The following is a 13,851-nucleotide window of genomic DNA, read 5'->3' as shown; positions in this document are numbered from 1 at the left end:
TTGAATGATTCTCAATTACATGTTCGATGCCCGCCGTGGCTAACGGACAGACCGTAAAAGGGCAATGACTCACACATTTTTCCGCGAAACGTCATTCGCGGGATATTTCGGGATAACAGATGTAATGGCTACGTTCACACCTTCACTCTCTGGGGTAAAAGGGCGCGCGCTCTTTTCACTGCTGTTTATGGCGCCGCTGGTGCAGGCAGCAGGCACCACCGCGGCTAAAGACGGCGAAACGCTTACCGTCACCGCCGATCCAACTACTGCGGCGGAGGCCACAAATGGCTATCAGCCGTTGAATACTTCCACCGCTACGTTAACCAACATGCCGATGCTGGACATCCCGCAGGTGGTCAATACCGTCAGCGATAAAGTGCTGGCGGATCAGCACGCCACCACGCTGGATGAAGCGCTTTATAACGTCAGCAACGTGGTGCAGACCAATACCCTGGGCGGTACGCAGGATGCCTTCGTGCGCCGCGGATTTGGCGCGAACCGCGACGGCTCGATCATGACCAACGGCCTGCGCACCGTCCTGCCGCGCAGCTTTAATGCCGCAACCGAGCGCGTGGAGGTGCTGAAAGGCCCGGCCTCAACGCTCTATGGCATTCTCGATCCGGGCGGCCTGATTAACGTCGTCACCAAACGCCCGGAGAAGACCTTCGGCGGTTCAATTTCTGCCACCTCTTCCAGCTTTGGCGGCGGCACCGGACAGATCGATGTTACCGGCCCGATTGACGGCACGCGCCTGGCGTATCGCCTGACGGGCGAATATCAGGACGAGGATTACTGGCGTAATTTCGGCACCGAACGCAGCACCTTTATCGCTCCGTCGCTCACCTGGTTTGGCGATGATGCCACCGTGACCGTGCTCTATTCGCATCGCGACTATAAAACACCGTTCGATCGCGGAACGATCTTCGATCTCAACACTAAAAAAGCCGTCGACGTGAATCGCAAAACCCGCTTCGATGAGCCGTTTAACGTGACCGACGGGCAGTCCGATCTCGCTCAGCTCAACGCGGAGTATCGGCTCAACAGCCAGTGGACCGCGAAGTTTGACTACAGCTACAGCCAGGATAAGTACAGCGATAACCAGGCCCGCGTGATGGCCTACGATTCAAAAACCGGCAACCTGACCCGCCGCGTGGATGCGACCCAGGGCTCGACCCAGCGTATGCACACGACGCGAGCGGATCTGCAGGGGAACGTGGACATCGCGGGCTTTTACAATGAGATCCTGACCGGCGTGTCGTATGAGAATTACGATCTGCTGCGTACGGACATGATCCGTTGTAAGAACGTTAAGGATTTCAATATTTACAACCCGAGCTACGGCAGCCTCGGCAAGTGCACCACCGTCTCGGCATCCGACAGCGATCAAACCATCAAGCAGGAGAGCTACTCCGCCTACGCGCAGGACGCGCTGTATCTGACCGATAAGTGGATCGCCGTTGCCGGACTGCGCTACCAGTATTACACCCAGTACGCGGGGAAAGGACGTCCGTTTAACGTGAACACCGACAGCCGCGACGACCAGTGGACGCCGAAGCTGGGTCTTGTTTATAAGCTCACCCCGGCGGTCTCGCTGTTTGCCAACTACTCCCAGACGTTTATGCCGCAGTCGTCCATTGCGAGCTACATCGGCGACCTGCCGCCGGAAACGTCGAACGCGTATGAAATCGGCGCTAAGTTTGACCTGTTCGACGGCATTACCGCCAATATCGCGCTGTTTGATATCCACAAGCGCAACGTGCTGTACACCGAGAGCATTGGAGATGAAACCGTCGCCAAAACCGCGGGCCGCGTGCGCTCTCAGGGCGTGGAAGTGGATCTTGCCGGATCGTTGACCGAGAACACCAACATTATCGCCAGCTACGGCTATACCGACGCGAAGGTTTTGGAAGACCCGGACTATGCAGGTAAACCGCTGCCGAACGTGCCGCGCCATACCGGCTCCCTGTTCCTGACCTACGATATTCACAATGCGTTTGCCGGGAATACCCTGACGCTGGGCGGCGGCGGGCACGGCGTAAGCCGTCGTTCCGCAACCAACGGTGCGGATTATTATCTGCCGGGCTATTTCGTGGCGGATGCGTTTGCGGCGTATAAGATGAAGCTGCAGTATCCGGTGACGCTGCAGGTGAACGTGAAAAACCTGTTTGATAAGACCTACTACACATCGTCCATTGCGACCAACAACCTGGGCAACCAGATTGGCGATCCGCGCGAAATGCAGTTTACGGTGAAGATGGAGTTTTGATTTCATCATCAGGTATAAACAGCCTTGCATCTGGACTGCGCCCCAAAAGTTGAACCCCCAACTCATTAAGGTGCAGTTGCTTCTTATCAAGACACTATAATTAAAACAACCTTAACTAATCCATTAAAGAGATGTGCCATCTATGCCGATAATAGCAAAAGTGATAATAAAAAACAGAGGACTAAAATGTGAAAAAATTTATTGCCTTTAATGTCGGCGTAGGTGACAGCTTTTATCTTGAAATAAATGAGAATACAAAAATACTCTTTGATGGGGGGCTAAAACATAATCATTTTACATCAAACTTTATAAGGGAAACAGGGGGTAGCCATGTTGACATTATGGTTTGCTCACACGGGGATGCTGATCATGTCAACGGGCTATCAGAGTTTCTGAAAGACCCCGTCACCACTTGTAATCAATTGTGGGTCCCTGCCGGCTTAACCTCGAATATAAAAAAACTCGTGTTTTTTCCTGATGAGTTTTATTATGAATTAATTAATGACCTCCAGAATTTAGAAGGTGAATATTCTTATCTGGAGGATCTGGAGCCATACTTTCAGAATAATCAAGAAGAGCCTATTTATTCTGAGAATGATAAAGACATGGCAGATGAAGAAATTGCAGCATCATCCTTCTTTGAAGAATTAAGGGACAACTATTTCAATCATTTCGAAGTAAAAAAACCAAAATACCAGCAACATGTGATAAACATTTATAATCGATTATTCTTTGCTAATCATCATTTGATGAGCCTTTCACGACAGGCATTCAAAACAGCAGAATCCATTCGTAACCTTGCAATTGCAGCATTTAATAAAGGTGTTATGATTCGCTTATTTGAATATTCTGCAAATGGACTGACTCGGGGTGGCGAACCATTTCTACTCCCCGTAAATAGCCAAGAAATATACACAATCAAGGCACAAAAAATCCCCCCATTAAAATTCTTATACTTGAGCACGATTAATAAAGAAAGCCTCGTTTTTTATTCTCCAAAGGAAGATGATGGTGCTGGTGTTTTATTTTGCGCTGATTCTAACTTCAGTTTTAATCAATATAAAAAATCATTAATTTTCCTGGATACCACTTACCTAATTACCGCCCCTCATCATGGTTCTGGAAACAACAAGGAAGTTTATGAAGTTCTTCGGGAGTATATTAACTTTGATGCTAAAACGATATTCGTAAGAAGTGATTATAACCAATACGGAAGTCAATCATCACGTCCATGTACAGATTTTTTAGACATTCCAAAAGCAAGACGTTTGTGTACAAATTGCCGACACCCTGACAAGAAAGGCGGCCAGACAATTAAGCTGACCTCTTTTAATGGAGAATGGGTACCTGAAGAAAAGGCCAGGCTGAGTTGGTGTTACTGTGTGAAATATTAAAATAAGGTGTTTCTACTTACCCTAAGAAACACCTTATTTGGTGGTGCACTTATGCTTCAATATCCGCCATATCGCCTTTCTCCTGCAGCCAGTTACGTCGGTCTTCCGAACGCTTCTTGGCAAGGAGCATATCCATCATGGCATTGGTTTGCTGTTCGTCTTCGTCGCTGATCGTCAGCTGCACCAGGCGGCGCGTGTTCGGATCCAGCGTCGTTTCACGCAGCTGCATCGGGTTCATCTCGCCCAGCCCTTTAAAGCGCTGCACGTTCGGTTTGCCCTTCTTGCGCTTCAGCTGTTCCAGCACGCCCACTTTCTCTTCTTCCGTCAGCGCGTAGTAAACCTCTTTGCCGAGGTCGATACGGTACAGCGGCGGCAGCGCCACGTGGACGTGACCGTTTTTCACCAGCGTTTTGAAGTGCTTCACAAACAGCGCGCACAGGAGCGTGGCGATGTGCAGACCGTCGGAGTCCGCATCCGCGAGGATACAGATCTTGCCGTAGCGCAGCTGGCTCAGATCGTCGCTGTCCGGATCGATGCCGATCGCCACCGAGATATCGTGCACTTCCTGCGAGGCCAGCACTTCATCAGAAGAGACCTCCCACGTGTTCAGGATCTTACCCTTGAGCGGCATGATCGCCTGATATTCACGATCGCGCGCCTGCTTGGCCGATCCACCCGCCGAGTCCCCTTCCACAAGGAACAGCTCGGTACGGTTGAGATCCTGCGCGGTACAGTCTGCCAGCTTGCCCGGCAGCGCGGGGCCGCTGGTCAGCTTTTTACGCACCACCTTCTTCGCGGCGCGCAGACGACGCTGGGCGCTGGAAATGGCCATTTCAGCCAGCATCTCTGCCGCCTGAACGTTCTGGTTCAGCCACAGGGTAAAGGCATCTTTCACCACGCCGGAGACGAATGCCGCGCACTGACGTGACGACAGACGCTCTTTGGTCTGACCGGCAAACTGCGGATCCTGCATCTTCACGGAGAGCACGTAGGCGCAGCGATCCCAGATATCTTCCGCCGACAGCTTCACGCCGCGCGGCAGAATGTTGCGGTATTCGCAGAACTCGCGCATCGCGTCCAGCAGCCCCTGACGCAGGCCGTTGACGTGGGTACCGCCGAGCATGGTCGGGATCAGGTTAACGTAGCTTTCCGTCAGCAGCTCGCCACCTTCCGGCAGCCACAGCAGCGCCCAGTCCACGGCTTCGGTATCGCCGCTAAAGTTACCGACAAACGGTTTTTCCGGCAGCGTTGGCAGGCCGTTTACCGCTTCGCACAGGTAGTCGTTCAGACCATCGGCGTAGCACCAGGTTTGTGCGGTATTGTTAACGTGATCGGTAAAGGTGATTTCCACGCCCGGACACAGCACCGCTTTGGCTTTCAGCAGGTGCGTCAGGCGAGAAACGGAAAAGCGTGGGCTGTCGAAGAAGCTTTCGTCAGGCCAGAAGTGGACGCTGGTGCCGGTGTTGCGTTTGCCGCACGTGCCGACAACCTGCAGATCCTGCACCTTATCGCCGTTTTCAAACGCGATGTTATAGACCTGACCGTCGCGACGAACGTTGACTTCCACGCGTTTGGACAGGGCGTTCACGACGGAAATGCCCACGCCGTGCAGACCGCCGGAGAACTGGTAGTTCTTGTTGGAGAACTTACCGCCCGCGTGCAGACGACAGAGGATCAGTTCAACGGCAGGCACGCCCTCTTCCGGGTGGATATCCACCGGCATGCCGCGCCCGTCGTCGATGACTTCCAGCGACTGATCGGCGTGCAGGATAACGTCAACGCGTTTGGCATGCCCCGCCAGCGCTTCGTCAACACTGTTATCAATAACTTCCTGGCCCAGATGGTTTGGGCGCGTCGTATCGGTGTACATCCCCGGGCGGCGGCGAACCGGCTCAAGCCCGGTGAGGACCTCAATGGCATCAGCGTTATAGGTTTGCGTCATGATTTAAACTAGCAATTCGCATTGATTGTCAGTGGCTGTGCAGTCCAAGAAAATCGACAATCTGGGTGAAATGATTCTCAAAGCCCGTGAAAGCATGGTTTCCGCCCTCTTCTATAGTCTGGCGGCAGGAGGCGTAATACGCCACTGCCTGGCGGTAATCCAGCACTTCATCACCCGTCTGTTGCAGCAGCCAGATGAGATCCGGCGCCTCAAGCGGGTCGACCTGCATAACTTTGAGATCGTAAATATGGCGTGACTCTAGCACATATTGCTGGCCGGTGTAGGGGTTCTCGTTTTCGCCAAGAAAGTCCCTCAGCAGCTCAAATGGCCGAACCGCCGGATTAACCACAACGGCGGGCAGCATGAAGCATTGTGAAAGCCAGGTGGCGTAGTACCCGCCCAGGGATGAACCGACGACGCCGAAGGTTTCGCCGCCGTGCGCAAGCACGATAGATTCCAGCATCTCCGCGGCCTCTGCCGGGTAAGGCGGCAGCTGCGGGATAATCATCTCAACGTCGGGGTGATGCTCGCTCAGCCACTGGCGAAACTGTGTCGCTTTTGCGGAGCGCGGCGAGCTGTTGAATCCGTGCAGATAAAGGAGCGTAGACATCAATAGCCTTCTGAAGCGGTATCCGGGCGGAATTTTGCACCGGTCAAACGGCAGACTTCCGTGGTCAGCGTGCCGTCGGCATGCAGTTCCAGCCAGCGCCAGCCTGGCGCGATGGTATCCAGCGTAAAGTTGGCGCAGTGCGGCTTAAACTGAACGCAGGTCGACGGCGTCGCCAGCATGCGGCGTCCGTTCCAGTCGAGATCCTGCTCCTGGTGAATATGCCCACATAGCAGATTTTTCACCCGGGGGAACTTCGCCAGCACGCGGTCCAGCGCCGCGGAGTTGCGCAGGCTGTGCTGATCGAGCCAGCTGCAGCCCGCCGGCAGAGGGTGATGATGAAGCAACAGCAGCGTGTGGCGTTCAGGTTCAGCAGCCAGTTTGGTCTCAAGCCAGTCGAGCTGAAATTCGCTTAACTCACCGTGCGGGACGCCAAATACCTGGCTGTCCAGCAGCAGGATCTGCCACTGTTCACCCGCAAAAACACATTTCGCCGGAGAAATCCCCGCATCCTGAAGAGAACTGAACATGGCAGGCTGGAAGTCATGGTTTCCCGGCAGCCAGACGCAAGGCACGCTAAAGCTCGCGATGCCTTCAGCAAAATGCTGGTAGGCCGCGGAGGACTGATCCTGCGCCAGATCGCCCGTTGCGACAATCAGATCGCATGCACGGTTTTCAGCGTGAATGGCGCTAAGCACCGCCTGATAACTCTCCCAGGTGTTGACCCCCAGTAGCGTCTCATGCTTTTCGGCAAAAAGGTGGGTATCGGTGATTTGTAATATCCTGACTGGCGCCCCACCAGCAACAGTCAGGTTCAACAGGCTTTCCAAATGGTGTCCTTAGGTAGGTTTATGACGCTAACAAACCGGAATCGCCATTGCTCCATGTGCTAAACAATATCTTAGCCAGTCGGCTAAAAACTGGTTAATTTGATGCTTTTCGTCGCGTTGATGCAACTTTTTATTCGGGTAATCATAACGCGCTTTGAAGCGAAAGATCTGCTGGCTTGAACACACTTCAGCGACCATCGCGTCGTGATAGAGGCGCACCGTCATCGACGGCAGGCTCCAGTAGCTAATGCTCGGGGCCGTTTGCTCAATCTCCACCAGCGTAGTGTAGCGCGTTGATTCCGTTATCGTTAACCGATACTGCGCGTTGCTCACCTGATAGCTTACCGTTTCGCCGGGTGCGTCGTTACGCGGCAGCAGGCGGCGCAACTGTGCGAAATTGGTTTCGCACAGGCGCATCATTTCTGGGAAGTCAGGCGTATAGCGCTTCATTTTTTCCACTCGTTTCGTAATGTCTGATAATGCAGCTGTAGCCATTGCAGGGCGATGACAGACGCTGCGTTGTCGATTTTCCCCTCTTCTACCCACTGATAAGCCTGTTCCCGGCTCACCACATGAACCCGAATATCTTCGTTTTCATCTGCCAGACCGTGGATCCCTTCCGCCGTCGTGGCGTCCACTTCGCCCACCATAATGGACAAGCGCTCGCTGGTGCCCCCCGGGCTTGCCAGATAGCTCAGCACCGGTTTGGTGCGGCCTACCACCAGCCCCGCCTCCTCCAGCGCCTCGCGCCGGGCGACGTCTTCAACCGACTCACCTTCTTCGATCATCCCGGCCACCATTTCCAACAGCCACGGGCTCTCACTCACGTCATAAGCGGCAATGCGGATCTGCTCCACCAGCACAACTTCGTCACGCACTGGGTCAAAGGGTAGCAAGACTGCCGCATGCCCGCGTTCAAAAATTTCGCGTCTGATTTCACCGCTCATTTCCCCGTTAAACAGACGATGCCTGAAACGGTAAAGATCCATTGAAAAAAAACCGCTATAAAGCGTTTCTCGTGCAATAATTTCTACATCGTTTTTGGCGAATGTCACGGGCAACTTTTCTGGTTTCTGCATGAGTCGAGTCCTGGTAGCAATGGTGATGAAAGTGTGAATTTCAAGGCTGTTTGGCTGCCGTTTGCAAGGCTATATGGTAGATTGGTGCAAATTACCGCCAGATGGCACGTAACGCCAACCTTTTGGTATGGAAGATTCTGTTAGAATCGGCAATTATTTTTTAATTAGATCAGCGCTAATACTGCTTCACAACAAGGAATGCAAATGAAGAAATTGCTCCCCATCCTTATCGGCCTGAGCCTGACGGGCTTCAGTGCAATGAGCCAGGCGGAAAACCTGTTACAGGTCTACCAGCAGGCACGTCTGGGCAACCCTGATTTACGTAAATCAGCGGCCGATCGTGATGCTGCGTTTGAAAAGATTAACGAAGCGCGTAGCCCCTTGCTGCCACAGTTAGGGTTAGGTGCAGATTATACCTACAGCAACGGTTTCCGCGACGCTAACGGCGTTAACTCCAATGCTACCAGCGCCTCACTGCAATTGACACAGACGCTGTTTGATATGTCCAAATGGCGCGCCCTGACCCTGCAGGAAAAGAGCGCGGGTATCCAGGATGTGACCTATCAGACCGACCAGCAGACGCTGATCCTGAACACCGCCACGGCGTACTTCAACGTGCTGAGCGCCATTGACGCGCTCTCCTACACCGAAGCGCAGAAACAGGCGATTTACCGCCAGTTAGATCAGACCACCCAGCGCTTCAACGTGGGCCTGGTCGCGATCACCGACGTGCAGAACGCCCGTTCACAGTACGACACCGTGCTGGCCAACGAAGTGACCGCGCGTAACAACCTTGATAACGCGCTGGAATCCCTGCGTCAGGTCACCGGGAATTACTATCCTGAGCTGGCGTCGCTGAACGTGGACAGCTTTAAAACGGATAAACCGCAGGCCGTTAACGCCCTGCTGAAAGAGGCGGAAAACCGCAACCTGAGTTTACTGCAGGCGCGTCTGAGCCAGGACCTGGCCCGCGAGCAAATTCGTCAGGCGCAGGATGGCCATCTGCCAACTCTGAGCCTGAGCGCGTCTACCGGTGTCTCTGATACGACCTATAGCGGCTCTAAAACCAATACGTCCCAGTACGACGACAGCAATATGGGCCAGAACAAAGTGGGTCTGAGCTTCTCCCTGCCGCTGTACCAGGGCGGTCAGGTCAACTCTCAGGTGAAACAGGCGCAGTACAACTTTGTTGGCGCGAGCGAGCAGCTGGAAAGCGCCCACCGCAACGTGGTGCAGACCGTGCGTTCCTCCTTCAACAACGTGAACGCCTCGATCAGCAGCATCAACGCCTATAAACAGGCCGTTGTGTCTGCCCAGAGCTCTCTGGACGCGATGGAAGCGGGCTACTCGGTCGGTACACGTACTATCGTTGACGTGCTCGATGCGACCACCACGCTGTACAACGCGAAGCAGCAGCTCTCCAGCGCACGTTACCAGTACCTGATTAACCAGCTGAACATTAAGCAGGCTCTGGGTACGCTGAACGAGCAAGACCTGCAGATGCTGAACAGCGCGCTGGGCAAACCGGTCTCCACCTCACCGGACAGCGTTGCACCTGAGAACCCGGAGCAGGTTGCCGCGGTTGATAACTTCAACGCTAACGGCAATACCCCTGCTGCACAGCCTGCCGCCGCGCGTACCACCGCGCCTGCCAGCAAAGGCAATAATCCGTTCCGTAACTAAGCATTGCCTGATGGCGCTTCGCTTATCGGGCCTACTTAATCGTAGGCCGGGTAAGCGCAGCGCCACCCGGCGCAAAATCACACCCGAACGTAAGCCAACGTAAAGATCCCCCTGATTCCGCCCCTCTTCGCTTCATTTTCAACCACTCATCCTCTATCCTGAGCGTTATTACCACTGGGTCCTGGAAGACAAAGATGAAACGGACAAAATCTATAAATCACGCTTCGTTCCGCAAAAGCTGGAACGCGCGTCACCTCACCCCTGTTGCGCTGGCGGTCACGGCTGTCTTTATGCTGGCAGGCTGTGAGAAAAATGACGAAACGGTTTCGCTGTATCAAAACGCAGACGACTGCTCCGCCGCAACCGGCAAAGCCGCCGAATGTAAAACCGCTTATACGAGCGCGCTGAAAGAAGCGGAACGTACCGCACCGAAATATGCCTCACGCGAAGACTGCGTGGCGGAGTTTGGTGAAGGTCAGTGCCAGCAGGCACCGGCGCAGGCAGGCACCGCCCCTGAAAATCAGGCGCAGGCTCAGTCCAGCGGCAGCTTCTGGATGCCGCTGATGGCAGGCTACATGATGGGTCGTCTGATGGGCGGCGGTGCAGGCTACCAGCAGCAGCCGCTGTTTAGCTCGAAAAACCCGGCCAGCCCGGCTTACGGTCAATATACCGATGCCAGCGGCAAAGGCTACGGCGCAGCGACCCCTGGCCGCACCGTGACGGTACCGAAAACGGCGATGGCGCCGAAGCCCGCGACGACCAGCACCATCACCCGCGGCGGGTTTGGTGAATCTGTGGCGAAGCAGACCAGCATGCAGCGCAGTGCGACAGGTACCTCCTCTACTCGCTCAATGGGCGGCTGATCATGGAACGAGTCAGTATCACCGAGCGCCCGGACTGGCGTGAAAAAGCCACCGAGTACGGTTTTAACTTCCACACCATGTACGGCGAGCCGTACTGGTGTGAAGACGCCTATTACAAGCTCACGCTGGCCCAGGTGGAAAAACTGGAAGAGGTGACCGCCGAGCTGCACCAGATGTGCCTGAAGGTCGTGGAAAAGGTCATCGACAGCGACGAGCTGATGGCAAAGTTCCGCATTCCGAAGCACACCTGGGGCTTTGTGCGTCAGTCGTGGAAAACGAATCAACCTTCGCTTTACTCTCGCCTGGATCTGGCGTGGGACGGCAAAGGTGAACCGAAGCTTCTGGAAAACAACGCCGATACGCCAACCTCTCTGTACGAAGCGGCGTTTTTCCAGTGGATCTGGCTGGAAGACCAGGCCAATGCTGGAAACCTGCCGGAAGGCAGCGACCAGTTTAACAGCCTGCAGGAAAAGCTGATTGAGCGTTTTGCCGAGCTGCGCGAACAGCATGGCTTCAACCTGCTGCATCTCGCCTGCTGCCGCGACACGGAAGAAGACCGTGGCACGGTTCAGTATCTGCAGGACTGCGCCGCCGAAGCGGAAGTGGCGACCGAGTTCCTCTATATCGAGGATATCGGCCTGGGTGAAAAAGGTCAGTTTACGGATATGCAGGACCAGGTGATCAGCAACCTGTTCAAGCTCTACCCGTGGGAATACATGCTGCGCGAGATGTTCTCCACCAAGCTGGAAGATGCTGGCGTGCGCTGGCTGGAGCCGGCATGGAAGAGCATTATCTCTAACAAAGCCCTGCTGCCGATGCTGTGGGAGATGTTCCCGAACCATCCGAACCTGCTGGCGGCGTACTTTGCGGAAGATGACCATCCGCAGCTGGATAAGTACGTCGTGAAGCCGATTTTCTCCCGCGAAGGCGCAAACGTCTCGATTATCGAGAACGGTAAGACGCTGGAAGCGGTTGAAGGACCGTACGGCGAGGAGGGGATGATCGTACAGGAGTTCTATCAGCTGCCGAAGTTTGGCGACAGCTATACGCTGATTGGCAGCTGGCTCATCAACGATCTGCCGGCCGGGATTGGCATTCGCGAAGATCGCGCGCTGATCACGCAGGATCTGTCACGGTTCTATCCGCACATCTTTGTGGAGTAAGATCTGCCGGGTGGCGGCTTCGCCTGACCCGGCCTACGGTTTTGTAGGCCCGGTAAGCGTAGCGCCACCGGGCATGTTTTCACCCTACCTGCACCGACAACATACTCAAACTGCCCATCTCAATACCATCAACCGGAATGGTAATTGGCTCCTGACCGTCCCATGCGCCTAATACATAAAGCAGCGGCAGGAAGTGTTCCGCCGTCGGGTTAGAGAGCGAACCGCCTTCGTGATCCAGATAGTTCACTAACGGATGCTCCTCAGCCGGACCTTGCCACGTCAGGTTCGCTTTGACGTAGTCGTTAAACGAGGTCGCCCACGGGTACGGCGTGTTCTCACCGTGCCAGCGTGCCGTGCGCAGGTTATGCACCACGTTACCGCTTGCCACCAGCATGATGCCTTCATCACGCAGGGTTGCCAGCTTGCGGCCCATCTCCAGATGCCAGGCGGCCGGTTTGGTACTGTCGATGCTCAACTGCACCATCGGGATATCCGCATCAGGATACATTTTGATCAGCACGCCCCATGAGCCATGGTCAAAGCCCCAGGCTTCTTTATCCAGCGTGACGGGGACAGGTGCCAGCAAATCAACCAGCTTTTGAGCCAGCTCAGGCGAGCCGGGTGCCGGGTAATGCGTATCGTACAGCGCCTGCGGGAAGCCGCCAAAATCATGAATGGTTTTTGGCGCGTCCATGGCGGTCACGCCCGTACCACGGGTAAACCAGTGTGCAGACACCACCACGATCGCTTTCGGACGCGGCAGCGTCTCGCCCAGATGACGCCAGGCTCGGGTATAGACGTTGTCTTCCAGAACGTTCATTGGGCTACCGTGGCCTAAAAACAGGGCTGGCATACGGGAAGAAGTCATGGTGATATCCTTACAGAAGGTGTCAATTTAATGGTGCTACATTACGCGCAATCAGGCAAAGATGAACGCAGATAAGCGTGAAGATCATCATCAGGAAATTTGAATGTAAGGAATGTGTAAAGCCGGGGTTCCCCCCTCGCTTTGCCAGAAATGAATCATTTATATTAATGAGAATCATTATCATAAGGAGCAATGCATGTCAGTCCCCTTGATCCTGACCATACTGGCGGGCGCCGCGACCTTTATCGGTGCGATCCTCGGCGTGCTCGGCCAAAAGCCCTCTAACCGCGTACTGGCCTTCTCACTGGGTTTTGCCGCCGGGATCATGCTGCTCATCTCGCTGATGGAGATGCTGCCTGCCGCACTGGGCACAGAAGGCATGTCTCCGCTGCTGGGTTACGGCATGTTTGTCTTTGGCCTGCTGGGATACTTTGCCCTCGATCGCATGCTACCGCACGCGCATCCGCAGGATTTAATGCAGAAAAACGTGGTGCCGATGCCGCGCAATATCAAGCGTACCGCCGTGCTGTTAACGCTTGGCATCAGCCTGCATAACTTCCCGGAGGGGGTCGCGACCTACGTAACGGCCAGCAGCAATCTTGAGATGGGCTTTGGCATCGCGCTGGCGGTCGCCTTACACAATATTCCTGAAGGACTGGCCGTCGCCGGACCGGTGTATGCCGCCACGGGCTCAAAACGCACCGCGGTGTTCTGGGCGGGTATTTCCGGGATGGCTGAAATCCTTGGAGGCGTGCTGGCGTGGTTGATCCTCGGAAGTCTGGTATCTCCGGTGGTGATGGCAGCCATTATGGCGGCGGTCGCGGGGATTATGGTCGCCCTCTCTGTGGATGAACTGATGCCGCTGGCAAAAGAGATCGACCCGAACAATAACCCCAGCTATGGCGTACTGTGCGGGATGTCGGTGATGGGCCTGAGCCTGGTGTTGCTGCAAACAGCAGGTATCGGTTGAGCATTTTGCCTCCGTTAAACGCGGAGGCATTATTTCTTTATTTTGTCGAAGATAATCTACACTATTTTTATTCTGTTTAATTATTTAGACTATCTCAGAATAAAACAGTAATCATATGCGCTGCTTAGAATAATCCAGGCTTATAATTTAATATTCCCTTAAAATGAGTTTTAGCCAATTTAATCG

12 protein-coding genes are annotated in these 13,851 nt (G+C 54.4%); 6 read left to right on the top strand and 6 right to left on the bottom strand.

The annotated features are described in order from the left end of the window. Positions 1-124: 124 nt before the first annotated feature. Positions 125-2,266: a TonB-dependent siderophore receptor gene (locus tag NQ230_RS03975; protein ID WP_257260093.1), complete on the top strand. Its 2,142-nt coding sequence runs from the start codon at positions 125-127 to the stop codon at positions 2,264-2,266. Positions 2,267-2,454: 188 nt separating this feature from the next. Then, positions 2,455-3,660 carry a ComEC/Rec2 family competence protein gene (locus NQ230_RS03970; protein ID WP_257260092.1) on the top strand — a complete coding sequence of 402 codons (1,206 nt, stop codon included), beginning with the start codon at positions 2,455-2,457 and terminating at the stop codon, positions 3,658-3,660. 49 nt (positions 3,661-3,709) lie between these two features. Here NQ230_RS03970 and parE read toward each other — a convergent pair whose 3' ends face one another. Genes parE through nudF form a run of 5 tightly spaced genes read right to left on the bottom strand, consistent with a single transcriptional unit; the run spans position 3,710 to position 8,118 of the window. Then, positions 3,710-5,602 carry a DNA topoisomerase IV subunit B gene (parE, locus tag NQ230_RS03965; protein WP_257260091.1) on the bottom strand — a complete coding sequence of 631 codons (1,893 nt, stop codon included), beginning with the start codon at positions 5,600-5,602 and terminating at the stop codon, positions 3,710-3,712. Positions 5,603-5,630: 28 nt separating this feature from the next. Next, entirely contained in the window at positions 5,631-6,212 is a 582-nt protein-coding gene (gene yqiA, locus NQ230_RS03960) for an esterase YqiA (RefSeq protein ID WP_008502976.1), read from the bottom strand. Then, the gene (gene cpdA / locus NQ230_RS03955) at positions 6,212-7,039 is read right to left on the bottom strand and encodes a 3',5'-cyclic-AMP phosphodiesterase (RefSeq protein WP_029740697.1); all 828 of its coding nucleotides are present in this window, start codon (positions 7,037-7,039) and stop codon (positions 6,212-6,214) included. The genes yqiA and cpdA overlap by 1 nt, the downstream gene beginning before the upstream one ends. Positions 7,040-7,066: 27 nt before the next feature. Continuing rightward, complete coding sequence (locus tag NQ230_RS03950) at positions 7,067-7,489, bottom strand: DUF1249 family protein (RefSeq protein WP_003862516.1); 423 nt, start codon at positions 7,487-7,489, stop codon at positions 7,067-7,069. Further along, positions 7,486-8,118: an ADP-ribose diphosphatase gene (gene nudF, locus NQ230_RS03945; protein WP_023333429.1), complete on the bottom strand. Its 633-nt coding sequence runs from the start codon at positions 8,116-8,118 to the stop codon at positions 7,486-7,488. Before nudF ends, NQ230_RS03950 begins: the two co-directional genes overlap by 4 nt. 204 nt (positions 8,119-8,322) lie before the next feature. Between nudF and tolC the strand changes: the two genes are divergently transcribed. From tolC to NQ230_RS03930, 3 genes are all read left to right on the top strand, one after another. Beyond that, positions 8,323-9,801, top strand: a complete 1,479-nt coding sequence (gene tolC / locus NQ230_RS03940; RefSeq protein ID WP_121424684.1) for an outer membrane channel protein TolC — start codon at positions 8,323-8,325, stop codon at positions 9,799-9,801. 194 nt (positions 9,802-9,995) lie between these two features. Further along, on the top strand, positions 9,996-10,664 hold the full coding sequence (locus NQ230_RS03935; protein ID WP_023309204.1) for a DUF1190 family protein: 669 nt from the start codon (positions 9,996-9,998) through the stop codon (positions 10,662-10,664). Between the two features lie 2 nt (positions 10,665-10,666). Continuing rightward, the gene (locus NQ230_RS03930) at positions 10,667-11,827 is read left to right on the top strand and encodes a glutathionylspermidine synthase family protein (RefSeq protein WP_257260080.1); all 1,161 of its coding nucleotides are present in this window, start codon (positions 10,667-10,669) and stop codon (positions 11,825-11,827) included. 79 nt (positions 11,828-11,906) lie between these two features. Here the strand turns inward: NQ230_RS03930 and ygiD are convergent, their stop codons facing one another. After that, positions 11,907-12,695, bottom strand: a complete 789-nt coding sequence (ygiD, locus tag NQ230_RS03925) for a 4,5-DOPA-extradiol-dioxygenase (RefSeq protein ID WP_257260079.1) — start codon at positions 12,693-12,695, stop codon at positions 11,907-11,909. Between the two features lie 196 nt (positions 12,696-12,891). Here ygiD and zupT point away from each other — a divergent pair, with 196 nt between their 5' ends. Next, positions 12,892-13,665 carry a zinc transporter ZupT gene (gene zupT / locus NQ230_RS03920; protein WP_257260078.1) on the top strand — a complete coding sequence of 258 codons (774 nt, stop codon included), beginning with the start codon at positions 12,892-12,894 and terminating at the stop codon, positions 13,663-13,665. The last annotated feature ends 186 nt before the right edge of the window (positions 13,666-13,851 follow it).

Source organism: Enterobacter asburiae (assembly GCF_024599655.1).
Taxonomy (GTDB): Bacteria; Pseudomonadota; Gammaproteobacteria; order Enterobacterales; family Enterobacteriaceae; genus Enterobacter; species Enterobacter asburiae_D.
Note: the sequence above shows the minus strand (reverse complement) of the source record. Positions and strands in the feature narration are given on the sequence as shown.